This is a genomic window from Micromonospora inositola (assembly GCF_900090285.1).
In the GTDB taxonomy this organism is placed as follows: Bacteria; Actinomycetota; Actinomycetes; order Mycobacteriales; family Micromonosporaceae; genus Micromonospora; species Micromonospora inositola.
Window position 1 is genome coordinate 2546408 of the sequence record NZ_LT607754.1, and the last position, 25742, is coordinate 2572149.

Here is a 25742-nt window from a genome sequence, read left to right on the forward strand (position 1 = left end):
GCTGCCGTCCGGCTGCCGGGCACTGCCGTCCGGCGACCATGGGGGTGTCAGGAGCGGAAACTCGCATGTCAGGAACGCTGCGTTTCGAGATCCTCGGCCCTCAGCGGGCCTGGTACGCCGACCGGGAACTCGACCTGGGCCCCGGCAAGCAGCGTGCAGTGCTGGCCGTGCTGTTGCTCTCCGCCGGCCGCCCGGTGCCCACCGGGCAGATCGTCGACGCGGTCTGGCCGGAGGAGCCGCCCGCGAACGGCCCCAACGTGGTGCAGAAGTACGTCGCCGGGCTGCGCCGGGTGCTGGAGCCGGACCGCTCGCCGCGTACGCCCGGGCAGGTGCTGACCCTGACCGACGCCGGGTACCTGCTCCGGATCACGCCGGAGGCGGTGGACGCGGTCCGCTTCGAGCGTGGCGTCCAGCGGGCCCGGCAGCGGCATGCGGCGGGGCGTACGGCCGAGGCCCTGGCCGAGCTGACGGCGGCCCTGAAGCTCTGGCAGGGGGAGCCGTTCACCGGGTTCGCCGGGCCGGTCTTCGAGGCCGCCCGGCACCGGCTGGTCGAGCTGCGGGCCGTCGCCCTGGAGACCCGCGTCGAGCTGGAGCTGGCGAGCGGGCGGCACCGCGAGCTGGTCGGCGAACTGGTCGAGCTGGTGGCCGAGTTCCCGGTCCGGGAGCGGCTGCGGTACCAGTTGATGCTGGCGCTGCATCGCGGCGGCCGGCAGGCGGAGGCGCTCGCCGCGTACCGGGAGTTCGCCGACCTGCTCCGGGAGGAGTACGGCATCGAGCCGGGCGAGGTGCTCCAGGAGTTGCACCGCCGCGTCCTCCGCTCCGACCCGACGCTGCTGGAGGCGGTCCCGACCGAGCCGGCCGCGGCGGTCCCGACCGAGCCGGTAACGGCGGCTCCGGCCGAGGAGCGGCCGGACGGGTCGGAGTCGGCCGCCGGGCAGCGGCGCGACCCGCTCGTTCCGGCGGGCACGCCCGACCTGCTCGTCCCCGCGAGCACGCCCGACGCGCCGGCCTCGCCGCCGGCCGGGTTCGCGCCGCCGGTCGTCACCGGCTTCGCGCCCGTACCCGCAGCGACCACGAGCTCCGTGGCGCCGGTCGCCGCCTCCAGGTCCGCGCCGGGCATCGGCTCACCGCCCGGACCGGTCGGCTCGCCGGTCGCCCTCCCCGGGCCGCCGGTCGGCCCGCCCGCCCCGTTCCTGCCGCCACCGCGATACGAGCAGTCACCCGTCCGCCCCCAGCCGGTGCCGCGTTGGCTGAGTGTGGGCGCCACGATCGTGGGCACGCTCACCGCGCTGCTCTCCTTCGCCCTGCTCACCTGGCTGGTGGTGCTCGTCTACGCGATCTGGCGGCGTAGCTTGCGCAACGGGCTCGCCGCCCTCTGCTACCTGGCCTTCGGCGTCACGGTGATCATGGTGATCGGCAACAGCGACCCGGAGGCGGAGGTCACCGATGCCGAGGGGTTGCTCATCCTGACCTGGCTGCTGGTCTGGATCCTCGGCGTCCTGCACACGATCCTGCTCAACGGAGCCGTCTGGGCGGCGATCACCGGCCGCCCGCCGGGCCGGCCGGCACCCGTTCCCGACGACCGGCGGGTACGCCGCGAGCAGGCCCGGTACCTGCTCTACCACTACCCGGCGGCGCGGCAGGAGCTGCACATCGGCCGGCCCGACCTGCGCCGCACGTTCGACGACGGGGGCCTGGTCGACATCAACGCGGTGGGGGAGAGGGGGCTCGCCGGCCTGCCCGGGATGACCGCCGCGCAGGCCCGGCAGGTCGCGATGGACCGCTGGCTCCGCGGCCCGTTCGGCTCGATGGAGGAGCTGGCCGCTCGCTGCCTCCTCCCGCCGCTGCTCACCGACTCCCTCCGCGACCTCCTGGTCTTCCTCCCCCCGCTCCCCGAGTCCACCCCGCCGACCACCCCGCTCCAGCGGAGTTGATCAAGAGGTTTGCGTCACGATCCGGAGCCTGGGCGGGCGCAAACCTCTTGATCACCGGGAGCGGGCGCGGGCGGGGTGGGGGTGAGGGTCGGTGGGCGCTGGTAGAAATGCCGGATGAGCCAGGATCGGGCGGCGGTACGGGAGCGGGCCGAGGCGGTGCTGCGCCGGCTGGCCGGCGAGCACGCCCGGCTGCGGGAGGACCAGTGGCGGGCGATCGAGGCGCTGGTGGTGGACCGGCGCCGGGTGCTCTGCGTGCAGCGCACCGGGTGGGGCAAGTCGGCGGTCTACTTCGTCGCCACCGCCCTCCTGCGGGAGCGCCCCGACGCCGCCGGCCCGACCGTGATCGTCTCGCCGCTGCTGGCGCTGATGCGCAACCAGGTGGAGTCGGCGGCGCGCGCCGGCATCCGGGCCCGCACCATCAACTCCGCCAACCTGGACGAGTGGGACGAGATCACCGGCGAGATCCACGCCGGCGCGGTGGACGTGCTGCTGATCAGCCCGGAACGGCTCAACAACCCCGACTTCCGGGACACCGTGCTGCCGAAGCTGGCCGCCACCACCGGCCTGCTGGTGGTGGACGAGGCGCACTGCGTCTCCGACTGGGGGCACGACTTCCGGCCGGACTACCGCCGGCTGCGGACCTTCCTCGGCAACCTGCCCGAGCGGACGCCCGTGCTCGCCACCACCGCCACCGCCAACGAGCGGGTCACCGCCGACGTCGCCGAGCAACTGGGTGACGCCCTGGTGCTGCGGGGCACGCTCGACCGGGAGTCGCTCCGGCTGGGCGTACTCGACCTGCCGAGCCCGGCGCACCGGCTGGCCTGGCTCGCCGACCACCTGGACCGGCTCCCCGGCTCGGGGATCATCTACACGTTGACCGTCGCGGCGGCCGGGGAGACCGCCGAGTTCCTGCGGGCCCGGGGCTGGTCGGTGGCCTCCTACACCGGCCAGGCCGAGGACGCCGACCGCCGGGCCGCCGAGCAGGACCTGCTCGACAACAAGATCAAGGCGCTGGTCGCCACCAGCGCGCTGGGCATGGGCTTCGACAAGCCGGACCTCGGCTTCGTGGTGCACCTCGGCGCGCCGCCCTCGCCGATCGCCTACTACCAGCAGGTCGGCCGCGCCGGCCGGGCCGTGGAGCACGCCGAGGTGCTGCTCCTGCCCGGCGTCGAGGACGCGGCCATCTGGCGCTACTTCGCCTCCCTGGCCTTCCCACCGGAGGAGCAGGTCCGCGCGGTGCTCGCCGCGCTGCCCACCGACCGGCCGATGTCCACCCAGGCCCTCGAACCGGTCGTCGACCTGCGCCGGGCCCGGCTGGAGCTGATGCTCAAGGTGCTCGACGTGGACGGCGCGGTCCGCCGGGTCCGCGGCGGCTGGCTCGCCACCGGCGAGCCGTGGGTCTACGACGAGGCCCGGTTGCGCCGCGTCGCCCAGGCGCGCACCGCCGAGCAGCAGGCCATGCGGGAGTACGCGACCACGCCCGGCTGCCGGATGCGCTACCTGCGGGAATGCCTGGACGACGCCGAGGCGGGCGACTGCGGCCGGTGCGACCGCTGCGCCGGCCCACTCTTCGCCGCCGAGGTCTCCGACGCCGCGCTCACCGCCGCGCAGACCTTCCTCGGCCGCCCCGGCGTGGAGATCGCGCCCAAGAAGCTCTGGCCGACCGGGCTGGAGGCGGTGGGCGTACCCCTGAAGGGCCGGATCCCGCCGGCGGAGCAGGCGCTGGCCGGGCGGGCCGTGGGACGGCTGTCCGACCTGGGCTGGGGTGGGCGGCTGCGCGGCCTGGTCGGGCCGGACGCGGCGGACGGACCGGTCCCGGACGACGTGGCCGCGGCCGTGGTGGAGGTGCTGAAGGCCTGGGCGCACGGCGACGACCCGTGGCCGCGCCGCCCGGTCGGCGTGGTCGCGGTGGGCTCCCGCACGCACCCCGCGCTGGTCGACTCGCTCGCCGGGCGGATCGCCACCGTGGGCCGGCTGCCGCTGCTCGGCCAGGTGGTCCCGAACGGTCCGGCCGGGGCCGGCGGGCCGCGCGGCAACAGCGCCCAGCGGGTACGCGCCCTGCACGACGCCTTCACCGTCCCCGACGAACTGGCCGCCGTCGTCGCCGGGCTGGACGGGCCGGTGCTGCTCGTCGACGATCTGGTCGACTCGGGCTGGACGACGACCATGGTGGCCCGGCTGCTGCGCCGGGCCGGCGCCCCCGACGTCCTGCCCCTCGCCCTCGCCGTGGCCGGCTGACCCGATCCGCGAGGCGCGTGCCTTCGGGGGTCGTCCGTTGCCGGGGAAAAGTTCCCGCCGAGGCCGGAATGCGAGCGTCGCCACCGTCACCGACCGTGCGGGGACCGGCACCCCGTCCGGCGGTACCGTGGGGCCCATGACCGAGCAGCGACCCGTCACGCAGACGTACGCCGTCACCGGGATGACCTGCGAGCACTGCGTGCGGGCGGTCGCCGGGGAGCTGTCAGCCCTGCCCGGTGTGCAGGACGTCCGGGTGGACCTGAGCGCCGGCACCGCCACCGTCACCAGCGCCGCGCCGCTGCCGGTGGAGTCGGTCCGGGCCGCAGTCGACGAGGCTGGCTATGAGCTGGCCGGCGGCGTTGCCTGAGTCGCCTTCCGGCGGGGAGCCGACCGTCGCGCCGGACCGGAGCACCCTTCGGCTGGCGCTGGTCGTCGGCGGGCTGGTGCTCGCCGTACTGCTCGGCTTCGGCCTCGGCCGGCTGAACCCGCCGCCCGGCACCGCGTCCGGCGCGGCCCCGACGGCCGCCGGGCACACCCACCCGCCCGGCACCGCCGCGCACTCGCACGGCGGGGCGACCATCGACCAGGGCACCGGCGCGGACGCCGCCGGCCTGTCGGTCAGCGCGGCCGGCTACACCCTCGCCCCGTCGACCGTGGAGTTCCCGGTCGGCCGGGCCACTGAGCTGCGGTTCCAGATCCGGGACGAGCGGCGGCGGGCGGTCACCCGGTTCGCCGTGGTGCACGACAAGCCGCTGCACCTGATCGTGGTCCGCCGCGACCTGACCGGCTACCAGCACCTGCACCCGACCATGGCGACGGACGGCACCTGGTCGGTGCCGCTGACCCTGACCCAGCCGGGCGTCTGGCGGGCGTACGCGGACTTCACCGCGGTCGCCGACGACGGCGGGCAGACCGCCGTCACGCTCGGCACCGACCTGACCGCGCCCGGCGGGTTCGCGCCCCGCCCGCTGCCGGCGCCGGCCACCACCGGCACGGTCGACGGGTTCACCGTCGCCTACGAGGGGACCCCGAAGGCGGGGGAGTCGACGCCGTTGCGCTTCCGGGTCCGGGCCGGTACAACCGCCGCGCCGCTGGAGCGCTACCTCGGCGCGTACGGCCACCTGGTCGCGCTCCGCGAGGGCGACCTGGGCTACCTGCACGTGCACCCGCAGAGCGGGCGGGACGGCGATGCGGTGACGTTCCAGCTGACCGTGCCGGGTCCCGGCCGCTACCGGATGTTCCTGGACTTCCAGGTGGCCGGCGTGGTGCACACCGCCGGCTTCACCGTGACGGTGCCCTGACCGCTCAGCCGGCCCGGCGGACCGGGCGGCGGGCCAGGTAGCGGAGCAGGTCGCGGATGTGGTGTTTCTCCTCGGCGGGAACGGTGGGATCGGCCAGCCGCTCCAGGATCACCCGGACGTCCGCCTCCACCGGCCCGTCCTCGGCGCGGCGGCGCGGCGCGGCGCCGGCGTCCGGCAGCCCGAGGGCCCGGAAGGCGGCCGCCACCGGCAGGTCGAGGGCGGCGCAGAAGCCACGCACCTTGGCCAGCTCGGGGTAGTCCTGCCAGTCGCCGGCGAGCCAGCGGAACACGGTGGACCGGCCCACGCCGGTGTGCGTGGCCAGGTCGGTCACCGTCCAGCCGCGTTCTTCACGGGCGTTGTCGATGGCCCGGCGCACGAAGCGCGCGAAGGCCATCTGTGGTGAAACCTCTGCGGAACCCATTCCTGCGGGGTCTTCCCTTCCCGGCCGGAGCACCGGACGGTGCGCCTAAGAGGGTAGTACGGCCCGAGGTGGAAGCAACCGACTGATCGGTCCGAAGGTCTCGTGACGGGACCGGCCCCGGAGCGTCGGGAACCGCGGCACCGGGCGGCGCCGCTAGGCCGCCGGCCCGTCGGTCGCCGCCCCGGACAGCAGGGTCTCCAGCCGCGGCGTGACGCGCCACTGGTCGACCAGGTCCCGGTACTCCGCCCGCTGGGCGTCGGTCGGGGACGTCCCGGTCCGGCGGGCCCGGATCAGCAGGTTCCGCGGGGTGTGCCGGGAGTCGACGAACTCGACCACCTCCGCCCGGTAGCCGTGCAACCGGAGCAGCCCGGCCCGGAGCGCGTCGGTCAGCACGTCCGCGAACCGCTCGCGCAGAATGCCCTGCCGGGTGAGCAGGTCGTACGGCCCGGGCGCCGGCCGGGAGCGCAGCTGGGCCGCGATGTCGTGGTGGCAGCAGGGCGCGGCGAGCACCCAGCGGGCATCCCACCGGACGGCGCGGGCCAGCGCCTCGTCCGTGGCGGTGTCGCAGGCGTGCAGCGCCAGCACCAGGTCCGGGGCCGGCTCGACCACTGCGTCGGCGATGGTGCCGGCGACGAAGCGGACCTGGTCCGCCCAGCCCAGCCGCGCGGCCAGCTCGCTGTTGCGCCGGCGCTGGTCCTCGCGCACGTCCACCCCGACCAGTTCCACGTCGAGCCCGCGCGCGGTGAGGTAGCGGTGGGCCGCGAAGGTCAGGTACGCGTTGCCGCAGCCCAGGTCGACCACGCGCAGTGGGCCGGTCAGGTCGTCCGGCAGGGTCGCGGCCAGCGCCCGGAGGAACGCGTCCACCTGGCGGCGCTTCGCCGCCGAGCCGCCGATCTCGGCGAAGATCGGATCACCCGGGTCGAGCAGGTAGTCCTTCTCCCGGTCGTGGCCGCCCGGCTCGGCCGCCGGCCGGCTCGCCGCCGCCCGGTGCACCTGCGCCTCGCCCGACTTGGTCACCCGCAGTTGCAGCGTCGCGTCGGCCGTCTCCACGTGCCAGTTGCCGAACGGCTCGGCCAGCAGCGCGTCGACCGCCGCGCCGGCCTCCGCGCCGGGCGCCACGTTCCGGGTGTACGGCCGGGCCCCGTCGGAGGTGGAGATCTGCAGGCGCGGGCCGCCCTTGAGGGTGACCGGCCGCAGCTCGGCGCGGACCACCGAGGGCCGGTGCCCCCGGCGTTTTCCGGCGGCGACCGCCCGGGTCAGCGCGGGGTCGAGCAGCAGCGCCCGGACCTCGGTCAGGGCGGCGTCCAACGGTTCCGGCATCGCTCCATCATCCTTCCCGGCCGCCGGCTTCCCCGGCGGGCCGGTCGTGAGTGTCCTGTGGCACCCCTCCGCCCCGCTCGCGGTGGCAGGGAGTGCCGGTGCTGGGTGTCCTCTCGGCATGCTTTGCTCTGCTTCAGCCGCCGCAACACCTGGCGGGCGATGGTGTTGCCTCCGCTGCAGCAGAGCAAAGGGCGCCCGTGGGGTGTCCCTCCTCGGAGCGCCGGCAGCCCGGCCCGGCCGCGTGGGCCCGGACAGCCGACGTCCCCCGTACCGGGGACCGGTGCGGGGGACGTCGGGGTGTCGCAGAGGTCAGTCGGCGGTCGCCTCGGCCGGCGTACCGGCGCCCGAACCGCCACCACGACGGCGCCGGCGGCGGCGCGGCTTCGACGCCGCCTCGCCCTCGGCGGAGGCCGTCGCGGCCGGCTCGGCGCCGCCCTCGGCGGTGATCACCGCGGTGGGCTCGCCGGCCACCGCCTCGCCGGCCCGGCGGCGACGCCGCCGGCGCGGGGTACGGGTGCCCTCCTCGGCGGCGGCGTCGGCGGGCGTCCCGCCCTCCGGCGTGGCCGCCGCGTCGCCGCCCCGGCCCCGGCCACGCTCGCGGTCGCCGCGCTCGCCCCGGCCACGGCTCTCGCCGCGCCGGGACCGGCCACCGCCGAGGTCCTCCTCGACCTCCGCCGCCAGCCCGGCGCGGGTGCGCTCGGCGGTCGGCAGGGTGCCGGTGACGTCCCGGGAGATGTCCAGGTCGGTGTAGAGGTGCGGAGAGGTGTGGTACGTCTCCGGCGGCTCCGGCATCTCCAGCCCGAGCGTCTTGTCGATGATCCGCCAGCGGGGCATGTCGTCCCAGTCGACGAAGGTCACCGCGACACCGGTCGCCCCGGCCCGGCCGGTACGACCGATCCGGTGGGTGTAGGTGTCCTGGTCCTCGGGGCAGTCGTAGTTGATGACGTGGGTGACGCCGGTGACGTCGAGCCCGCGCGCCGCCACGTCGGTGGCGACCAGGATGTCGATCTTGCCGGCGCGGAACGCCCGCAGCGCCCGCTCCCGGGCGCCCTGGCCCAGGTCCCCGTGAACGGCGGCGACCGCGAAGCCGCGGAAGTCGAGGTCCTCGGCGACCCGGTCGGCGGCCCGCTTGGTCCGGGTGAAGATCATGGTCAGGCCGCGCCCCTCCGCCTGCAGGATGCGCGCGACGATCTCGACCTTGTTCATCGAGTGGGTGCGGTAGACCAGCTGCTGCGTCTGCGGCGACGGGCCGGTCTCGGCGGTGTGCCCGGCGTGGATGGTCACCGGCCGGCGCAGGAAGCGCCGGGACAGGGCGACGATCGGGTCCGGCATGGTGGCCGAGAAGAGCATGGTCTGCCGGTCCTCCGGCAGCATCGCGAGGATCTTCTCGACGTCGTCGAGGAAGCCCAGGTCGAGCATCCGGTCGGCCTCGTCGAGAACCAGCGCGCGCACCCGGTCGAGCCGCAGGTGCTTCTGCTTCTGCAGGTCCATCAGCCGGCCGGGCGTGCCGACCAGGATCTCGACGCCCCGGCGGAGCGCCTCGATCTGCGGCTCGTACGCCACGCCGCCGTAGATCGGCAGCACCCGGATGCCCCGGGTGCGACCGGCGGCGTCGAGGTCCTTGGCGACCTGGATGCCCAGCTCGCGGGTGGGTACGACGACCAGCGCCTGCGGCACGCCGTCGCCGCCCTCGGCGGGGGCGAAGACCCGCTCCAGCAGCGGTACGCCGAAGCCGAGGGTCTTGCCGGTGCCGGTCGGCGCCTGGCCGATCAGGTCGACGCCGCGCAGCGCGATCGGCAGCGCGTACTCCTGGATGGCGAACGCGCGGGTGATGCCGGCGGCGGCCAGGGCCTCGACGGTCTCCGCGCGGGCGCCGAGCTCGGCGAAAGTGGGAGCCTCCGGACGGACCGGAGCGGTGGGAGCCAGTTCCTGGCCCGTGTTGTCCTGAATCTGCTCGCTCATATGGATTTGGGGGTGCCCTCTCGTGGTGCGCCCCGTCATGTCCTCAGGGCGCGATCGGTATGGCGCGGGCCACACGGTCGGGGCGGAATACCGAGCCGGACCGGGCCGCACGCGCTCCGCGGGTCGGGTGCGACCAGTTCACTGATCGGATCGACGCCCACGGCAACTGTTACATACTACCTGAACCCCCTGGTGGCTGTCCCTGTTCCAGGTGGCGGTGCGACATCCGGGGGCTATCGGTGTGACCTGCGCCACAAGCCAGCGGGACCGCCGCGTCACGCGGGCGGACGGTAGCCTCGCTACGTCGGTGACGCCATCACCGACGACGATGTGGGCCCGGCGGCTCGTCGGGGAGGCGCTCTCCCAGGCCGGGCGGGTCGCCGCCACGGACCGGGGGGGCTCACCGCGCTGATCACCCGGCGGGAGGGCGTGGACGTGCCGGCGCTGTTCCGGCGGCTGACCGCCGCGCACACCGCGCGGATGAACGCCGCCGGGTTGAACAACTGAGCCGGCCCCCGGCGTGCCGCGCGGCAGGGACGCGGGCGCGTCACCTGCCGCGGCGACCGGATCGTCAGCGGACGGTGAACCCGACCGCGCGGGGCGAGGCCTCCGCGATCTCGACGTAGGCGACCTTGTTGACCGGCACGATGACCCGTCGGCCCTTCTCGTCGGTCAGGGAGAGGGTGCCCTCGTCCTTGGCGAAGGCGTCGGTCACGATCTGCTCGATCTCGGCCGGCGACTGCGCGCTCTCCAGGACCAGCTCGCGCGGCGCGTACTGCACCCCGATCTTGACCTCCACTGTGCCTCCTCAACTGGGGCGAAAAAGCCGCCGTGGGAAGGCTATCCGATCTGGCGGCCCGATGTTCAGGCTGACTCACCTTGCAGCGGGAAGCTGGCGATGCCCCGCCAGGACAGCGCGGCGACCAGCGCCTCCGCCTCCGCCTTCGGCACCTGCCGGCCACCGGCCAGCCAGAACTGCGCCGCCGTCTCCGCCGCCCCGACCAGGCCGGAGGCGAGCAGCTCGGCGTGCGCCCGACTGACACCGGTGTCCGAGATGATGGTGTCGGTGATCGCCGCGATGCAGCCCTGCTCGACCCGCTCCACCCGCTGCCGGACGGCCGGGTCGTTGCGCAGGTCCGACTCGAAGACCAGGCGGAACGCCTCGCTCTCGTGGTCGACGAAGTCGAAGTACGCGCGCACCGACGCGCTGACCCGCTCCTTGTTGTCGATGGTGCCGCGCATCGCGTCGTGCACCTGCGCCACGATGGCGTCGCAGTGCGTGTCCAGCAGCGCCAGGTAGAGCTCCATCTTGCCCGGGAAGTGCTGGTAGAGCACCGGCTTGGAGACCCCGGCCCGCTCGGCGATGTCGTCCATCGCCGCAGCGTGGTAACCCTGGGCGACGAACACCTCCTGGGCGGCCGCGAGCAACTGCTTGCGGCGCGCCGAACGGGGCAGGCGGGTGGGACGGCCGGCGGTCTGTGCACCGTTCCCCACAGCGGTCATGGGAGCCTCCGAGTTTCTTCGTACGAGCCGGCACTTATCACCCGAACCGGCCGGATTCGTGAACCCGTCCCGGAATTGGCCCGCCGCTGTAACTTATCGCCACTGTCACCACACGGTAGCCTCACCGGGGGCGACCAAGGAGCGCGCGGTGAGTGAATCAGGGCAACCCGGAGCCGCCACCCCGGGAGAGCACGGCGACGGGACGGGTCAGCACGACGACCTGGCCCGTTCCGCCAGCGGGTGGGCGCCCCCGGCAGCCGGCTGGTCCCGCCGCGGCGAGGCCGGCCGCGAGCCGGCGCCCGTCTGGCGGCAGCCCGACCCCACCGCCGGCTGGGGCGCCTCGTCCACCCGCCACGGCGACCTGCCGGCCCCGCTGGCCGGGCTGCCCGCCGGGGAGCCGCCGGCCCGGGTCAACGGCCGTCCCCACGTCAACGGCGTGCGCCACGCCGAGGAGGAGCCGCCCGTGACCCGCCAGGCTCCGGTGAGTGCCCCGCCCGCCGACGAGCCGCGCCGCGACCTCGACGCCGACCGGCTGGTCGTACCGGCCCAGCGGCCGGCGCCCGCGGTGGAGCAGCCGTCCGCCGACGCCGAGCCCGGCCGGCACGCCTCGGACGACCCGCCGGCCAGCCGCGGGTCGCGCTGGGCGGAGGGGACCGTCCCGTCCTCCGCGCCGCCGGCCATGCAGGTGCCGCCGGTCGGCACCGCCGCCGCGGGGTTCGAGGTGCCGCCCGGCTTCCACGCCCCGATCGTCGAGCGTGGCGCCCCCGAACCGGCCCCGTCGCTGTCTCACGGGTGGGCCGACCGGGTCCCGCCGGAGCCGCCCCCCGCCGAGCCGGCCGATCACCGCAATGCGTCCGCCGAGGAGCCGGGCTGGCGCGCCGAGCCGGCCGACGAGCGCCGCGCCGCGCCTGCCGAAGAGTCGGAATGGCAGGGTCCGAGCTGGAACCGGCCGAGCTGGGGCAACGGCTGGGCGCCGTCGTGGCCCCGCGAAGACGAGCCGGGCGGCCGCCGCGTCCGCGACGAACGGGCCGCCGAGTGGGTGCCCGAGCCGACCCGGCCGTACGAGCCGGTGCGCGCCGAGCCCGCCCGGCCGTACGAGCCGGTGCGCGCCGAGCCGACACCGGCCTACGAAACGCCGCCGGCCCGGCCGTACGAGGTCGCCCGGACCGATGGCGAGCCCCGCCCGACGTACGAGTGGGAGAACGTCGACCGGCCGTCGTGGGCCGGCGGAGCGCCCGCCGCCACGCCGTTCAGCCCGCCGCCGCAGACCGCCCCGACCAGCGCCCCGCCGGTGCCGCACGCCACCCCGACCAGCGCCCCGCCGGTGTCGCGGGAGGCGCCGGCCAGCGCCCCGCCGGACGCGGGACCCGCCGGCGTCGCGCCGGTGCCCCGTGAGGCGCCCGGCGGCGCCCCGGCGTACGGCGTGCCGGCCGGCGCTCCGCCCGCCGCGTACCCGCCGTCCGCCGGGCCGGAGCCGGCCCCGCCCGCGGCCGTCCGGTCCGCCGAGGATCGGACCGTCCGGCCGTTCCGACTGCGTCCGCAGGCCGAGGAGGTCTTCGCGACACCTCCCGCCGGGACGGGCGGCCATCCACCGCCCCCCGCCGGCCCGGGCCCCGCCACCGCCCCGAGCGGGGTGGCCCGCTTCGACCGCGTCCCCGCGCCCGCCCCGACGAGCGCACCCCCCTACGCAGCCCGCCGGTCCGCCCCCGAACCGGTGCCGACGGCCGAGCCGGTCGCCGACACCCGGCCGGACGACGGGGCGTCGGCGATGCTGCCGCAGCGCGTCCCCGCCGAACCGGACGTGCCCGTCGTGCCGGAGCCGCCAGCCGTGGAGCCATCCGCCGAAACTCCGGAACTCGCCCGGATCGCCACCCACCTGCGCCGTGACGACGAGCCCGCGCCGCTGCGGGAGCGACCCGAGGGGTTCGACGTCAACGCCATCCTCGACGCCGTCCGGGAGGTCGCCGGCGTCCGGGACGCCGCCCTGCGCCGGACTCCGGCCGGCGCGCACAGCCTCCGGCTCGACCTGGCCGACGGCGCCGACCCGGCCGAGGTGAGCCGCCAGGTGGCGCGGTTGCTCCAGGAGCGGATGGGGCTGGCCGCCGCCCCGCAGAACCTGCCGGGGATGCCGGCCACGCCGCCACCACCGGTCCGCCGCCGCTCCGCCGAGGGGCGCGCCGACCGGGGTGCCGCCGAGACTCGGCCCGCCGAGGAGCGCGCCGGCGCGTCGCGCACCGGCCCGGCTCGGGCGGACGCGCGTGCCCCGGAGAGTCGCGACCCGGGTGCCCCGGAGAGCCGCACCGCCGAGGAGCCCGAGGGTCGGGCCGGGAGGCTCGCCGAGGCCTCCGCCGCCGGGGGCCCGGAGGGCCGGACCGAGCCACGTGCCGAGCCGGAGTCGCCGCGCCGGCGCCGGCAGGCCGCGCCGCACCGGGGTCGGGCCACGGTGGAGGAGACGTCGCTCGCCGCCGCGCCGGCCGGTACGCCCACCGGCAGCCCGGCGACCCTCGGCACGTCGTACTCCGGTGGTCAGATGAGCACGACGGAGACTGCGCCCTCGCGACCGCTGGACACCGGCGGCGCGCCGGGGCCCCGGGTGGTGATCGACCACGTCCAGGTGAGCACCTTCGGCCTCGACGCCACCGTCGAGGTACGCCTGCTCGCCGGGGACGGGACCGCCGAGGGCCGATCCACCGGCCCGGCCGTCGACGGCTACGTGCTGCGGCTCTGCGCGGTGGCCGCCGCGGTGGCCGTCGACGAGCTGCTGCGCGGTGCCGCGCAGTCGGCGGACCGGGGGCGCTGCTTCGTGGAGCACGCCGCCGTGGTGCCGTTCGGCAACTGCGAGGTCGCCACCGTGGTCGTGCTGCTGGTCTGCGACGGATGGGTGGAGCAGCTGGCCGGTTCCGCGCTGGTCGCCGGCGACCCCCGCCAGGCGGTGGTCCGGGCGACCCTGGCCGCCGTGAACCGCCGGCTCGAGGCGCTGCTGGCCTGATCCGGAGCCGGTGTCGGTCGGGGCGGCATGGGAAACACTGGGAGCATGAAGCGCGCCAACCTCTGGCCGGACCATCTGCTGCCGGCGCACCACGTGCCGCCGCCATGGCCCGGCCGCCAGGTACGCCTCGACGGCTCGGTCACCTACGTACGGGACACCCCGGCCACCGCGCCCGGCGCGGAGCCGGCGCTCTACGTGCACGGCCTCGGCGGTTCGTCGCAGAACTGGACGGACCTGGCCGGTCTGCTCGCCGACCGGCTGGACGGTCAGGCCATCGACCTGCCCGGCTTCGGGCGCAGCGAGCCGGGGCGGCGCTACACGATCCCCTCCTTCGCCCAGCGGGTGGTGCGCTGGATCGAGCAAGGCGACCGGGGGCCGGTGCACCTCTTCGGCAACTCGCTGGGCGGGGCGGTCACGGTGCAGGTCGCGGCGTTGCGGCCGGACCTGGTGCGGACGCTGACCCTGATTTCCCCGGCACTGCCATTCCTGGACTTCCGGCGCTCCCTCCAGGGGCGGATGCTGCCGCTCCTGGCGATCCCCCGGGGCGAGCGGCTGGCCGCCTGGCGGCTTACTCAGCTGGCCCCCGAGGTGACGGCCCAGCAGGTGATGGAGGCCTGCGTCGCCGACCTGACCCGGATCAGCGAGCAGCGCCGGCAGGAGGCCGTCGAGGAGATCCGGATCCGCTACGAGGCCGCGCACTACGCCGCCGCGTACGTCCGGACGTTCCGCGGTCTGGTCTCCTGCTTCCTGCGGTCGTACCTGCCCGGGTCGGGTTCGCTCTGGCGGCTGGCCGCCACGGTGCGGGCGCCCACGCTGGTGGTCGGCGGTCGGCAGGACCGGCTGGTCGATGTCCGGGTGGCGCCGCAGGCCGCCCGGGTCATCCCGGACAGCCGGCTGCTGATGCTCGACGGTGTCGGCCACGTGGCGCAGTTGGAGGTGCCGCGCACGGTGGCGCGGGCGGTGGTGGGACTGCTCGCCGAAACGGAGGAGAGCGCGCGGGGTCACGACATGGCAGGCTGAGCCGGATGCCCAGTTCCCCCCGGCCGCGGCACGGCTCCGCTCGGCCCGCTCCTGCCGTCCGCCCGACCGCTCAACCCGCCGCGCGCCGTTGGCGGCCGGTGGTCGTGGTGACCGCGTTCCTGGTCGCCGCCGGGTTCGCCGTCGGCGTGCTGGTGCAGCGGCCGCCGGCCAGCGCCGAGGTGCTGGTGAACGACGGGTGGGCCGCCCAAACGGCCGCCCATTCGACCGCGCCCACGCCGCCCCCGTCCCCGTCCGGGTCGCCGTCCGGCCGGCCCGTGCCGAGCCCGAGCACCCCCGCCGAGCCGGTGCTGAGCCTGCCCGGCCCGGTGCCCTCGGCGGGGCGCGGCAGCTTCGGGTACGACGACCGCCAGGGCGGGGTGCTCGGCCGGTCCGGCACGCTGCGGCGCTTCCGGGTGGCGGTGGAGAACGGCTCCGGGGAGGACGTGCACGCCTTCGGCGACGCGGTGCAGACGGCGCTCGCCGGGCCGGGGAGCTGGGTGGACAGCGGTCAGTTGCGGTTGCAGCGGGTACCGGGCGGTTCCGGGTACGACTTCACGATCTACCTCGCGACGGCCCGTACGGCGGGTCAGATGTGTCTGGCCGGGGGCACCGACATCCGGATCGGCGGGCGGCCGTACACCTCGTGTCGCAGCCCCGGCAAGGTGATCATCAATCTGGACCGCTGGCGACTGTCGGTGCCGCACCTGGTGAAGGCCGGATTGCCGCTGGAGCGCTACCGGCTCTACGTGATCAATCATGAGGTCGGCCACCAGTTGGGGCACCACCACGAGGGTTGCCCGGGCCCGGGCCGGCCGGCGCCGGTGATGCAGCAGCAGACCCTCTTCCTGGACGGCTGCACGCCCAATCCCTGGCCGTACGTGGAGGGGCGGCGGTATACCGGACCGCCGGTGTGATCGTCCCGAAAACAGTAACGGGGCGCGCTTTGCGGTAACAGCGGGTAAACGCGGTTAAATGCCCCGAATTGCATGGCAGGCTGATGGCATGACGTCGTCGTCCCCTTACGACCCGCCTGCCGAGCCCGACCACGGGCCGGCCCGTCCCGCCGACCCGCCCCGGCTCGACTTCGACCGTCCGCCGGCGGTGACCGCTCACCAGAGGCCGGTCCGACCGACCGGGCGTCGGGTACGGGGTCGCCGTCGGCGCACCGTCCTGCTGCTGGTCGCCCTGCTGGCGGTGGCCGGCACGGTGGCCGGCCTGACCGAGCTCACCCCCCGACCGGCGGACCAACGGCCCGCGACCGCCGGGAATCCACGGCCGGCCAGCGGGCTCGGCGCGGACCCCCGGGTGGAGCCCGGACGGTACCGGACCCAGGCCTCCGGCAGCTTCGCCGCCGCCGACGGCCGCTCCCCGGTACGCGGGTACGACGGCCCGCTGCGCCGCTACCGGGTCGCCGTCGAGCAGGGCGTCGGGCAGGACGTGGACGCCTTCGCCGCCACCGTGGACGAGGTGCTGGGCGACCGGCGCAGCTGGATCGCCTCCGACGAGCTGCGGTTGCAGCGGGTGACCGAGGAGGCCGCCGCCGACTTCACCATCTACCTGGCCACCCCGGCGACCTCGGAGCGGATGTGCGCCGAGGGCGGGCTGACCACCGAGCGGTACACCTCCTGTCGGCTCCCCGGCCAGGTGATCATCAACCTGGCCCGCTGGATGGAGTCGGTACCCGACTACGGCGCGCCGCTGGAGATCTACCGCACGTACGTGATCAACCACGAGGTCGGGCACGAGCTCGGCGAGGAACACCAGGCCTGCCCCGGGCCGGGGGAGCCCGCCCCGGTGATGCAACAGCAGACGTACGGGTTGGACGGCTGCGTCGCCAACGCCTGGCCGTACGTCGACGGCTCCCGCTACTCCGGCGAGCCGGTGGACGGCGTCTGAGTTATTCCCGCTCCCGCATATCGGGCGACGTGGCCCTCCTCATGGCCGATCAGCACCCGGGCGAGCGACAATGGCGCGGTTCGCCACCGCCGATCCCGGGGAGTCCACCGTGTCGTTGCCCCCGCTCGTCGAGCCCGCCGCCGAGCTGACCGTTGACGAGATCCGTCGCTACTCGCGCCACCTGATCATCCCGGACGTCGGGGTCGAGGGGCAGAAGCGGCTGAAGAACGCCCGGGTGCTCTGCGTCGGCGCCGGCGGTCTCGGCTCGCCGGCCCTGATGTACCTCGCCGCCGCCGGCGTCGGCACGCTCGGCATCATCGACTTCGACACCGTGGACGAGTCCAACCTCCAGCGCCAGATCATCCACGGCGTCTCGGACGTCGGACGGTCCAAGGCCGAGTCCGCCGCGGCCTCGATCCGGGAGATCAACCCGCTGGTCCAGGTGGAGATCCACAACACCGCGCTGGACCGGGAGAACGTCAGAGAGATCTTCGACCGGTACGACCTGATCGTTGACGGCACGGACAACTTCGCCACCCGCTACATGGTCAACGACGCTGCGGTGCTGCTCGGCAAGCCGTACGTCTGGGGCTCGATCTACCGCTTCGACGGCCAGGCGTCGGTGTTCTGGGCCGAGCACGGCCCCTGCTACCGCTGCCTCTACCCGGAGCCCCCGCCGCCCGGCATGGTCCCGTCCTGCGCCGAGGGTGGCGTCCTCGGCGTGCTCTGCGCCTCGATCGGCTCGATCCAGGTCAACGAGGCGATCAAGCTGCTCACCGGCATCGGCGAGCCGCTGGTGGGCCGGCTGATGGTCTACGACGCCCTGGAGATGGAATACCGCAAGATCAAGGTCCGCAAGGACCCGAACTGCGTGCTCTGCGGCGAGAACCCGACGGTCACCGACCTGCTGGAGGACTACGAGGACTTCTGCGGCGCGGTCTCCGAGGAGGCGCAGGAGGCGGTGGTCGACTCGACCATCACCGCACTGGAGCTGAAGGAGTGGCAGGACGCCGGCAAGGACGTCTTCCTGGTCGACGTCCGCGAGCCCGCCGAGTACGAGATCGTCCGGATCCCCGGCGCCACCCTGATCCCCAAGGGCGACATCATCTCGGGCGAGGCGCTGGCCAACCTCCCGCAGGACAGGCAGATCGTGCTGCACTGCAAGTCCGGTGTCCGCTCCGCCGAGGCGCTCGCCGCGCTGAAGGCGGCCGGCTTCCGCGACGCCGTGCACGTCCAGGGCGGCGTGCTCTCCTGGATCAAGCAGATCGATCCGTCGCTGCCCGCGTACTGAGTCGTCGGTCGAAGGGGCCCTGCCGCTGCCGGGAGGGCCCCTTCGCGTACCCGCCGGTGGGCCGGGCCACGTCGGCCGAGCTACCGAGGCGCAACCGCGTTTGCGCCGGTAGCGTTGCCGCCGTGGTCGACTTGGATGCCGCGATCGGCTTCGTCGTGGCGCACGGTGACGCGGTGGACCGCGCCCGCCTCTCCCGGCTGCGCACCGGCACGCCGGTGCCGGTCGAACTGCTCGACGCGGCCGAGGCCGGGCAGGCGTCGGGTGGCGGCTGGCCGGCCACCCTGGGCAGCGACATCGCCTCGATCGACGCGACCTGCTTCCGCCTCGGCGAGCTGGACGACCTCGGCGCGCTCGGTCGCCCGGCGGCCCGGCACGCCCTGGACTGGCTGGCCGCCCGGCAGCGCCCCGACGGCGGCTGGGACGAGGACGCGGCGCTGGCCGGGTTGGCCCCCGAGTGGGCCCGTCCCGGCGACCCGGAGGCCCAGCTCTACCTCACCGCCAACGCCGGGTTCTGGCTGACCGTCGCCGGGCTGGACGCCCGCGCCGCCGGCCCGCTCGACCACCGCGTCGGCGGGGCGTACGCCGGGGTGGTGCAGGCCGCGGCGCAGGCGCTCGCCGCGCAGCTCGCCCCGGACGGGAGCTGGCCTTCGTTCCTCCCCGCCGGCTGGTTGAGCGCGGCGGTGCTGCACCGGCAGCAGCTGTACTACGAGTCGGCTCGGATCCAGGCGGTGCTGGCCGAACGGATCCCGGAGATGTCCCCGGCCGACGTGGCGTGGCTGGCCGCGACGCTGCGCCGGGTCGAGGTGGGCGAGGAGCAGTGGCTGCTGGTGTCGGCGCGCAAGCGGCTCGCCGAGACCCAGCGCAGCGACGGCGGCTGGGACAGCGACGACGGCCACCAGTTCGACGTGCACACCACGCTGCGCGCGATCCGGGCCTGCCGCCCGGCGGTCCCCGCCGCCATCCCGTCGCAGCGGGCCGCCGGGCCGTCGCAGCCCGCCGAACCGACCCCCTGAGGGCCACCCGGGTCAGCGCAGGTGGCCGTCCCCGGTGACCACGTACTTGGTGCTGGTCAGCTCGGGCAGTCCCATCGGGCCGCGGGCGTGCAGCTTCTGGGTGGAGATGCCGATCTCCGCGCCGAAGCCGAACTCGCCGCCGTCGGTGAACCGGGTGGAGGCGTTGACCATCACGGCCGCCGCGTCGACCCGGGCCACGAACTCCCGGGCGGCGGGCTGCGAGTCGGTGACGATCGCCTCGGTGTGGCCGGTGCCGTACCGGCGGATGTGCGCGACTGCCGCGTCCAGCGAGTCGACCACGGCGACCGAGATGTCCGCCGAGAGGTACTCGGTGGCGAAGTCCTCCTCGGTGGCCGGGACGACCGCGGCGGAGTACGCGGCCACCCGGGCGTCGCCGTGCACGGTCACCCCGGCGTCGGCGAAGGCGGCCAGCATCGGCGGCACGAACGCGTCGGCGATCCCCGCGTGCACCAGCAGCGACTCCGCGGTGTTGCAGGTGGAGAGGCGCTGGGTCTTGGCGTTCAGGGTGACCGCTACTGCCTTGGCGACGTCGGCGGCGGCGTCCACGTAGACGTGACAGTTGCCCACCCCGGTCTCGATCACCGGGACGGTGGACTCCTCCACGACGGTCCGGATCAGCGACGCGCCGCCGCGCGGGATCAGCACGTCGACCAGGCCGCGGGCGCGCATCAGCTCCTTGACCGAGTCGCGCGAGCCGGCGTCGAGCAGCTGCACCGCGTCCGCCGGCAGGCCGGCCCCGGCGACCGCGTCGCGGAGCACCGCGACCAGCGCGGCGTTGGAGTGGGCGGCCGAGGAGGAGCCGCGCAGCAGCGCGGCGTTGCCGGACTTCAGGCAGATCCCGGCGGCGTCCACGGTGACGTTCGGGCGGGCCTCGTAGATGATCCCGACCACCCCGAACGGCACCCGGACCTGCCGCAGCTCCAGGCCGTTGGGCAGGGTCGAGCCGCGGACCACCTCGCCGACCGGGTCGGGCAGGGCGGCCATCTGGCGCAGCGAGTCCGCGATGCCGGCCACCCGGCCCAGGTCGAGCGCCAGCCGGTCCAGCACGGCCGCGGTCAGCCCGGCCTCCCGCCCGGCCGCCAGGTCCGTCGCGTTCGCGGCCAGGATCTCCGGGGTACGCGCCACCAGCTCGTCGGCCATCGCGTGAAGCGCGGCGTCTTTGACCGTACGGGTGGCGACGGCCAGCGCCTCCGCCGCGTCCCGGGCCCGCCGGGCCTGCTCGACGACGCTCATCCTGCACTCCTCACAGCAGCACGAGGTCGTCGCGGTGGACGACCTCCCGTTCGTACGCCGGGCCGAGCGCCGCGGCGAGTTCTCCGGTTGAGCGGCCGAGCAGCCCGGGCAGCTCCACCGCGTCGTAGTTGACCAGCCCTCGGGCCACCGGTGCGCCCTCGGCGTCCACCAGGTCCACCGGGTCCCCGGCGGTGAAGGCGCCGTCGACGGCGGTGATCCCGGCCGGGAGCAGTGACTTGCGCCGGCCCACCACGGCCTGCACCGCCCCCGGGTCGAGGTGCAGCCGGCCGCGCGGGGTGGTGGCGTGGGCGAGCCAGAACAGCCGGGCGGCGGGGCGCTGCCGCTCGGGGTGGAAGAGCGTGCCGACCGGCTCACCGGCCAGCGCCGGGGCGGCCAGCGGGGCGGCCGTGAGCACCACCGGGATGCCGAAGCCGGTGGCGATCCGGGCCGCCTCCACCTTGGTGACCATGCCGCCGGTGCCCACCCCGGCGCGACCCGCGCCGCCGATGTCGACCCCGGCCAGCTCGCGGTCGCCGCGGACCTCGGTGATCCGGGTGCTCTCCGGCCGGGTCGGGTCGCCGGTCCAGAGCGCGTCCACGTCCGAGAGGAGCACCAGCAGGTCGGCGTGGACCAGCGCGGCCACCAGCGCGGCCAGCCGGTCGTTGTCGCCGAACCGGATCTCCTCGGTGGCCACCGTGTCGTTCTCGTTGACGATCGGCACCGCCCGCAGGTCGAGCAGCTTGCGCAGGGTCCGGTACGCGTTGCGGTAGTGCACCCGCCGGGTCACGTCGTCGACGGTGAGCAGCACCTGCCCGACGGTCAGGCCGTGCCGGGCGAAGCTGGCCGCGTACCGGCCGATCAGCAGGCCCTGTCCGACGCTGGCGGCGGCCTGCTGGGTGGCCAGGTCGCGCGGGCGCCGGGCCAGTCCGAGCGGGGCGAGGCCGGCGGCGATCGCGCCGGAGGAGACCAGCACCACCTCGCGGCCGTCGGCGGCCAGCGCGCCGAGGGTGTCGACCAGCGCGTCCACCCGGGCGTCGTCCAGCCCGCCCGCCGCGGTGGTCAACGAGGACGAGCCGATCTTGACGACGATCCGCCGGGCGGCCGTGACTGCTTCGCGCACCCGACCATTCTGCGCGGTCTGGGCCGCCGCACCGATCGCCGTTCCCATATGGTGGCTGGCCGTGACACCTGACGAGTACGTGGAGGCGGTGCTCGACCTGGTCGAGCGGATCCCGCCGGGCCGGGTGATGTCGTACGGGGCGGTCGCCGACGCGCTCGCCGAGCGCTCGGGGCGGACCTCCGCCCGGCTGGTCGGCTCGATCATGGCCCGGCACGGGGGCGGGGTGCCCTGGCACCGGGTGGTGAACTCGGCCGGGCGGTTGCCGCCGGGGCACGAGGTCGAGGCGCGGGCCCGGCTACGGGCCGAGGGTTGCCCGCTGCGTGCGTCCGGGGTGGACATGAGGGCGGCGGCGTGGTCGCCGGAGGAGGGGATGTGACCCAGGCCATAACGTGAGTAACATTCGGCCCCATGGACGCGACGGGGCCGACCGGGCGGCTGCCCCGCCGGGTGCACGCCGGCTACGCACTGGGCTCGCTGGTCACCGGGGCCTTCGGCACCGTGCCCGGGCTGCTGCTCCTGCCGTACCTGACCGACACGCTGGGCGTCGCCGCGGGCGTGGCCGCCCTGCTGGTGCTCCTGCCGAAGGCGTGGGATGTGGTGGTCAACCCGGTCGCCGGGCGGATCTCCGACCGGACCCGGTCGCGCTGGGGTGCCCGCCGGCCGTACCTGCTGCTGGGCGGGCTCGCGCTGGCCGTGCTCTTCGCCGGGATCTTCGCGGCGCCGTTCGGCGCCGGGCCGGCCGCCGGGGCGTACGTGGCGGTGGCGTTCCTGGCCACCGCGACCGCGTTCGCCTTCTTCCAGGTGCCGTACGTGGCCATGCCGGCCGAGCTGACCGGCGACTACGCGGAACGTACCCGGCTGATGAGCTGGCGGATCGCGGTGCTGGCGCTGGCCATCCTGGTCTCCGGGGCGGTGGCCCCGGCGGTGGTGACCGCCGGCGGCGACGGCCTGGCCGGGCACCGCTGGATGGGCCTCTTCGTGGCCGGGCTGATCGTGGCCGGCGCGGTCGGCGCGTTCCTCGGCACCCGCGCCGCGCCGACCGGCACGGTGGGGGAGAGCGAGCCGAGCCTGCGGGCCCAGCTCGCGGTGGCCGGCCGCAACCGGCCGTTCCGGGCCCTGCTGGCCTGCTTCGTGGTGCAGTCCGCCGGGGTGGCCACCGTGCTGGCCGGGGTGAGCTACTTCGCCGACCAGGTGCTGCGCGACCCGGAGACCGGGCCCACCCTGCTCTTCGCCTGCTTCGTCGGGCCGGCGCTGCTGGTCATGCCGCTCTGGACCCGGGTCGGCGCCCGGGTGGGCAAGCTCGCCGCCCTGGTGGCCGCGTCGCTGATCTTCGCGGTCGGCGCGCTGGCCCTGGTCGCCGCGCCGGTGCTGCCGGCCGTCGGGATCTACCCGCTGGTCGCGCTGATCGGCGTCGGCTACGCCGGCCAGCAGGTCTTCGCGCTGGCGATGCTCCCGGACTGCATCGCCTACGACACCGCGCGCACCGGCCGCCGCCAGGCCGGCGTCTTCACCGGACTGTGGACCGCCGGGGAGACCTTCGGCCTCGCCCTCGGCCCCGGCCTTTACGGCCTGGTCCTCCAGGTCAGCGGGTACGCCTCCTCGTCCACCGGCGTCGCCGCCAGCCAGTCCGCCACCGCCCGCCTCGGCGTCCTGCTCGGCTTCACCGCCCTCCCCGCCCTCCTGGTCGGCGCGGCCGTGCTGCTGCTGCGTCGCTACGACCTGACCGCCGAACGTCTCGCCGCCGCCACCTCCACCCCCTCCGCCGATCATGGCGTTGTAGTGGGGGAGGAAAGCCGCTGACCGTCACAAGAAGGGCGCCACACGTCCATGATCGACGAGGAGAGAGCGGGCGCGTTGCCCGTCGAGGGAGTGCCCGCGGAGCGGGTGCTCGACGAGATCCGCGGGTTGCGGGGGTGGGACCGGCCGACGCACGGCGGGCGGCTGTTCGCGTACGTGTACGACCCTGGGGTGGCTGGGCTGGACGAACTGGCCCACGCCGCGCACGCCGAGAGCGCGCACGTGAACGGGCTCGACCCGACCGCGTTTCCGTCGCTGCTGGCGATGGAGAACGCGCTGGTCGGGGCGGCGGCCCGCCTGCTCGGCGGTGGGCCGGGCACCAGCGCGCCGGACGTCGTCGGCAGCGTCACCAGCGGCGGCACCGAGTCGCTGATCCTCGCCGTGAAGGCGGCCCGGGACGCCCGCCCGGAGGTCACCGAGCCGCGGATCGTGGTGCCGGTCAGCGGGCACGCCGCCTTCGCCAAGGCGGCCCACTACCTGCGGGTGGCCCTCGACCCCGTTGCGGTCGACCCGGTCACCCTCCGCCCCGCCGTTCCGGACATGGCCGCCGCGATCCGGCCGGAGACCGTGCTGGTGGCCTGCTCCGCCCCCGCGTACGCGCACGGCGTGGTCGACCCGGTCGCGGAGATCGCGGCGGTCGCCGCGGCGGCCCGGGTGCGCTGCCACGTGGATGCCTGCTTCGGCGGCTGGACCCTCCCCTGGCTGCGGCGGCTCGGCGCCCCGGTGCCGGCGTTCGACTTCGCCGTCGACGGGGTCACCTCGATCTCCGTCGACCTGCACAAGTACGCGTACGCCCCGAAGGGGGTGTCGGTGCTGCTGCACCGCGATCCCGGACTGCGCGCGCCGCAGTACTTCGCGTACGCCGACTGGCCCGGGTACACAATGGTCAACCCCGTGATCGCCTCCACCCGCTCCGGCGGCCCGATCGCCGCCGCGTACGCCACCCTGCGGCACCTCGGCGAGAACGGCTACCTGCGGCTCGCGGCGCTCACCCGGGACGCGGTGGCCGGGCTGGCCGACGCGGTCCGCGCGGTCGACGGGCTGCGGCTGATGGCCGAGCCGGAGTCGAGCGTGGTCTGCTTCACCAGCACCGACCCGGGGCTGGACCTGTTCGTGCTGGTCGACGAGCTTACCGCCCGGGGCTGGCACACCCAGCCCCAGCTGTCGTACGCCGGCCTGCCGGCCAGCGTGCACCTCACCGTGACCGCGGCGGTGGCACCCCGGGTGGCCGAGTTCGGCCCCGACCTGGCCGACGCGGTCGCCGCGGCCCGGGCGGCCGGCCCGGTGCAGCTTCCGTCGGAGCTGCTGGCGCTGGCCGGCAGCCTGACCCCGGACGCGCTCACCCCGGAGCTGATCGCCGGGCTGGCCGTCGGCCTCGGCCTGGGCGGTGGCCCCGGCCCCTTGCCGGACCGGATGGCGACCGTGAACACCCTGCTCGCCGCGGCCCCGGTGCGGCTGCGGGAACGGCTGCTGGTGGAGTTCGTCGGACTGCTGCAACGCCCGGCCTGGTGACCTTTCGCCGCCGGCGAGGGCCCGGAACCGACCTGGTTCCGGGCCCTCGATCCGTTGTGATCCACGACGCAATATGACGAGTGGTCGCGGCGGGTACCCCGGCCGGGTGACGCGTTGTTCAGCTCGCGTCGGCCGCCGTCACGGTGAACGAGGCGGTGTTGTCGCTCGGGTCCACGTCCTGCACCTCGGCGTCGTAGAAGTAGCTCGACGAGACCGTGTACGAACCCACGCCCAGGTCACCGGCCGGCGTGCCGGCGGGTGCGGTGAGGATGACGTCGAAGGTCCGCTCCTCGCCCGGCATGAACCGGCCCCCGGGCACGCTGAATCCATCGCTCCAGCTCGGCATGTCCTGCGGCTCGATGTGGTCGACGGCCACCCCGGCCGGCAGGCTGGCGGTCACCGGCAGGTCGAACGACGGGGCGTCGTTGCCGTACCGGACGGTGACCGGCATCCGGCCGCTGAGGCTGCCGTCGGGCAGCCGGTCGAGGGTGACGTTTCCGGCGGTCATCCGGAGGTCGCTGTCGACGGCCTGCACGTAGGGCCGAGGCTTCTTCAGGCTGCCCTTCGTGGACCGGAACAGGGTGGTGAAGGCCGCGGTGTCGGCCAACTGCGGCTTGCCGTTCGGCTCCACCGCGATCTCGGTGCCGGCGACCGTCATGGCGTAGTCGCGCGGGGTGGTCCAGACGTGGAACCCCAGCGAGTACGTCTGGCTGTCGCCGGGCTGGATCTGCTCGCCCAGACACTGGATACGCATCCGGTTCGCCTCCAGGCCAAGGAAGAAGCAGGGACCGCCCGGCGTGATCGTCGTGTGCGAGGCCCCGGCCGGCTCGGTGAAGGTCAGGGTCGGGTAGTCGGCCACCGTTCCTTCGTTGGTGACGACGGCGGTGAGGGTGCCGACGTACCCCTGGTCGGTGGGGTCGAGCACCAACCGCTGCGCGGTGATGGACAGTGGACCGGTGGCCTCGGCGGGCGCCGCGGTGGCCGGCGCTCCGGCGGCGAGCAGCGCCAGCGCGGTGCCGAGCAGGCCGGCGGCGACCCGCCGGCCGGTGGACGGAGTGATGGACATGGTCGTTCCTCCCCGTGTGACGGCCCGCCGTCGCCGGCGGGCATCGGTCCGCACGATATCGACGGCCGCGGACAGTTGGCGGCCCCGTGGGACGAAACGGACCCG

General features: G+C 75.3%; 20 protein-coding genes and 1 pseudogene. 13 read left to right on the top strand and 8 right to left on the bottom strand.

Translation table 11 applies throughout. The annotated features are described in order from the left end of the window. The first annotated feature begins 65 nt into the window (after positions 1 to 65). The 4 genes from GA0070613_RS33945 (at position 66) to GA0070613_RS12220 (ending at position 5473) form a co-directional block, all read left to right on the top strand. Positions 66 to 1934 (top strand): BTAD domain-containing putative transcriptional regulator, encoded by a 1869-nt coding sequence (locus GA0070613_RS33945; protein ID WP_089012407.1) that lies wholly within the window; start codon positions 66 to 68, stop codon positions 1932 to 1934. Between the two features lie 114 nt (positions 1935 to 2048). Beyond that, complete coding sequence (locus GA0070613_RS12210) at positions 2049 to 4172, top strand: RecQ family ATP-dependent DNA helicase (RefSeq protein WP_089012408.1); 2124 nt, start codon at positions 2049 to 2051, stop codon at positions 4170 to 4172. Positions 4173 to 4308: 136 nt separating this feature from the next. Next, positions 4309 to 4539: a heavy-metal-associated domain-containing protein gene (locus tag GA0070613_RS12215; RefSeq protein ID WP_089012409.1), complete on the top strand. Its 231-nt coding sequence runs from the start codon at positions 4309 to 4311 to the stop codon at positions 4537 to 4539. Then, positions 4514 to 5473 carry a hypothetical protein gene (locus GA0070613_RS12220; RefSeq protein WP_089012410.1) on the top strand — a complete coding sequence of 320 codons (960 nt, stop codon included), beginning with the start codon at positions 4514 to 4516 and terminating at the stop codon, positions 5471 to 5473. Before GA0070613_RS12215 ends, GA0070613_RS12220 begins: the two co-directional genes overlap by 26 nt. A gap of 4 nt (positions 5474 to 5477) precedes the next feature. On the opposite strand, the gene GA0070613_RS12225 is transcribed toward GA0070613_RS12220, so the two are convergent. The 5 genes from GA0070613_RS12225 to GA0070613_RS12250 form a co-directional block, all read right to left on the bottom strand. After that, positions 5478 to 5894: a helix-turn-helix domain-containing protein gene (locus GA0070613_RS12225; protein ID WP_089012411.1), complete on the bottom strand. Its 417-nt coding sequence runs from the start codon at positions 5892 to 5894 to the stop codon at positions 5478 to 5480. A gap of 153 nt (positions 5895 to 6047) precedes the next feature. Continuing rightward, complete coding sequence (locus tag GA0070613_RS12230; protein ID WP_089012412.1) at positions 6048 to 7214, bottom strand: class I SAM-dependent methyltransferase; 1167 nt, start codon at positions 7212 to 7214, stop codon at positions 6048 to 6050. Between the two features lie 309 nt (positions 7215 to 7523). Continuing rightward, a complete protein-coding gene (locus GA0070613_RS12235; RefSeq protein WP_089012413.1) occupies positions 7524 to 9176 on the bottom strand; it encodes a DEAD/DEAH box helicase in 1653 nt (550 codons plus the stop codon). A 571-nt stretch (positions 9177 to 9747) separates the two neighbouring features. Further along, entirely contained in the window at positions 9748 to 9975 is a 228-nt protein-coding gene (locus GA0070613_RS12245) for a DUF3107 domain-containing protein (protein WP_007073114.1), read from the bottom strand. Between the two features lie 65 nt (positions 9976 to 10040). Beyond that, a complete protein-coding gene (locus GA0070613_RS12250; protein WP_089012414.1) occupies positions 10041 to 10679 on the bottom strand; it encodes a TetR/AcrR family transcriptional regulator in 639 nt (212 codons plus the stop codon). A gap of 148 nt (positions 10680 to 10827) precedes the next feature. Between GA0070613_RS12250 and GA0070613_RS12255 the strand changes: the two genes are divergently transcribed. From GA0070613_RS12255 to GA0070613_RS12280, 6 genes and pseudogenes are all read left to right on the top strand, one after another. Continuing rightward, on the top strand, positions 10828 to 13668 hold the full coding sequence (locus GA0070613_RS12255) for a hypothetical protein (RefSeq protein WP_089012415.1): 2841 nt from the start codon (positions 10828 to 10830) through the stop codon (positions 13666 to 13668). Positions 13669 to 13713: 45 nt separating this feature from the next. After that, positions 13714 to 14688, top strand: a complete 975-nt coding sequence (locus GA0070613_RS12260) for an alpha/beta fold hydrolase (RefSeq protein WP_089012416.1) — start codon at positions 13714 to 13716, stop codon at positions 14686 to 14688. A gap of 5 nt (positions 14689 to 14693) precedes the next feature. Next, on the top strand, positions 14694 to 15602 hold the full coding sequence (locus GA0070613_RS12265) for a DUF3152 domain-containing protein (RefSeq protein WP_089012417.1): 909 nt from the start codon (positions 14694 to 14696) through the stop codon (positions 15600 to 15602). 88 nt (positions 15603 to 15690) lie between these two features. Then, positions 15691 to 16584, top strand: coding sequence for a DUF3152 domain-containing protein (locus GA0070613_RS12270; RefSeq protein WP_089012418.1), 894 nt, complete (start codon positions 15691 to 15693; stop codon positions 16582 to 16584). Positions 16585 to 16654: 70 nt separating this feature from the next. Then, positions 16655 to 17875, top strand: a complete 1221-nt coding sequence (gene moeZ / locus GA0070613_RS12275) for an adenylyltransferase/sulfurtransferase MoeZ (RefSeq protein WP_172875801.1) — start codon at positions 16655 to 16657, stop codon at positions 17873 to 17875. Between the two features lie 56 nt (positions 17876 to 17931). Beyond that, positions 17932 to 18816 (top strand): annotated as a pseudogene (locus GA0070613_RS12280) (hypothetical protein); the annotation flags it as partial. 84 nt (positions 18817 to 18900) lie between these two features. Here the strand turns inward: GA0070613_RS12280 and GA0070613_RS12285 are convergent. Next, entirely contained in the window at positions 18901 to 20142 is a 1242-nt protein-coding gene (locus GA0070613_RS12285) for a glutamate-5-semialdehyde dehydrogenase (protein ID WP_089012419.1), read from the bottom strand. A gap of 10 nt (positions 20143 to 20152) precedes the next feature. Then, positions 20153 to 21262 carry a glutamate 5-kinase gene (gene proB, locus GA0070613_RS12290; RefSeq protein WP_172875802.1) on the bottom strand — a complete coding sequence of 370 codons (1110 nt, stop codon included), beginning with the start codon at positions 21260 to 21262 and terminating at the stop codon, positions 20153 to 20155. A gap of 61 nt (positions 21263 to 21323) precedes the next feature. Here proB and GA0070613_RS12295 point away from each other — a divergent pair, with 61 nt between their 5' ends. Genes GA0070613_RS12295 through GA0070613_RS12305 form a run of 3 tightly spaced genes read left to right on the top strand, consistent with a single transcriptional unit; the run spans position 21324 to position 24571 of the window. Continuing rightward, entirely contained in the window at positions 21324 to 21638 is a 315-nt protein-coding gene (locus tag GA0070613_RS12295) for an MGMT family protein (protein ID WP_089012421.1), read from the top strand. Between the two features lie 32 nt (positions 21639 to 21670). Then, entirely contained in the window at positions 21671 to 23062 is a 1392-nt protein-coding gene (locus GA0070613_RS12300; RefSeq protein ID WP_089012422.1) for an MFS transporter, read from the top strand. A gap of 27 nt (positions 23063 to 23089) precedes the next feature. Continuing rightward, positions 23090 to 24571 carry a pyridoxal phosphate-dependent decarboxylase family protein gene (locus tag GA0070613_RS12305; protein WP_089012423.1) on the top strand — a complete coding sequence of 494 codons (1482 nt, stop codon included), beginning with the start codon at positions 23090 to 23092 and terminating at the stop codon, positions 24569 to 24571. A 118-nt stretch (positions 24572 to 24689) separates the two neighbouring features. On the opposite strand, the gene GA0070613_RS12310 is transcribed toward GA0070613_RS12305, so the two are convergent. After that, positions 24690 to 25637, bottom strand: coding sequence for a hypothetical protein (locus tag GA0070613_RS12310; protein WP_089012424.1), 948 nt, complete (start codon positions 25635 to 25637; stop codon positions 24690 to 24692). Between the last annotated feature and the right edge of the window lie 105 nt (positions 25638 to 25742).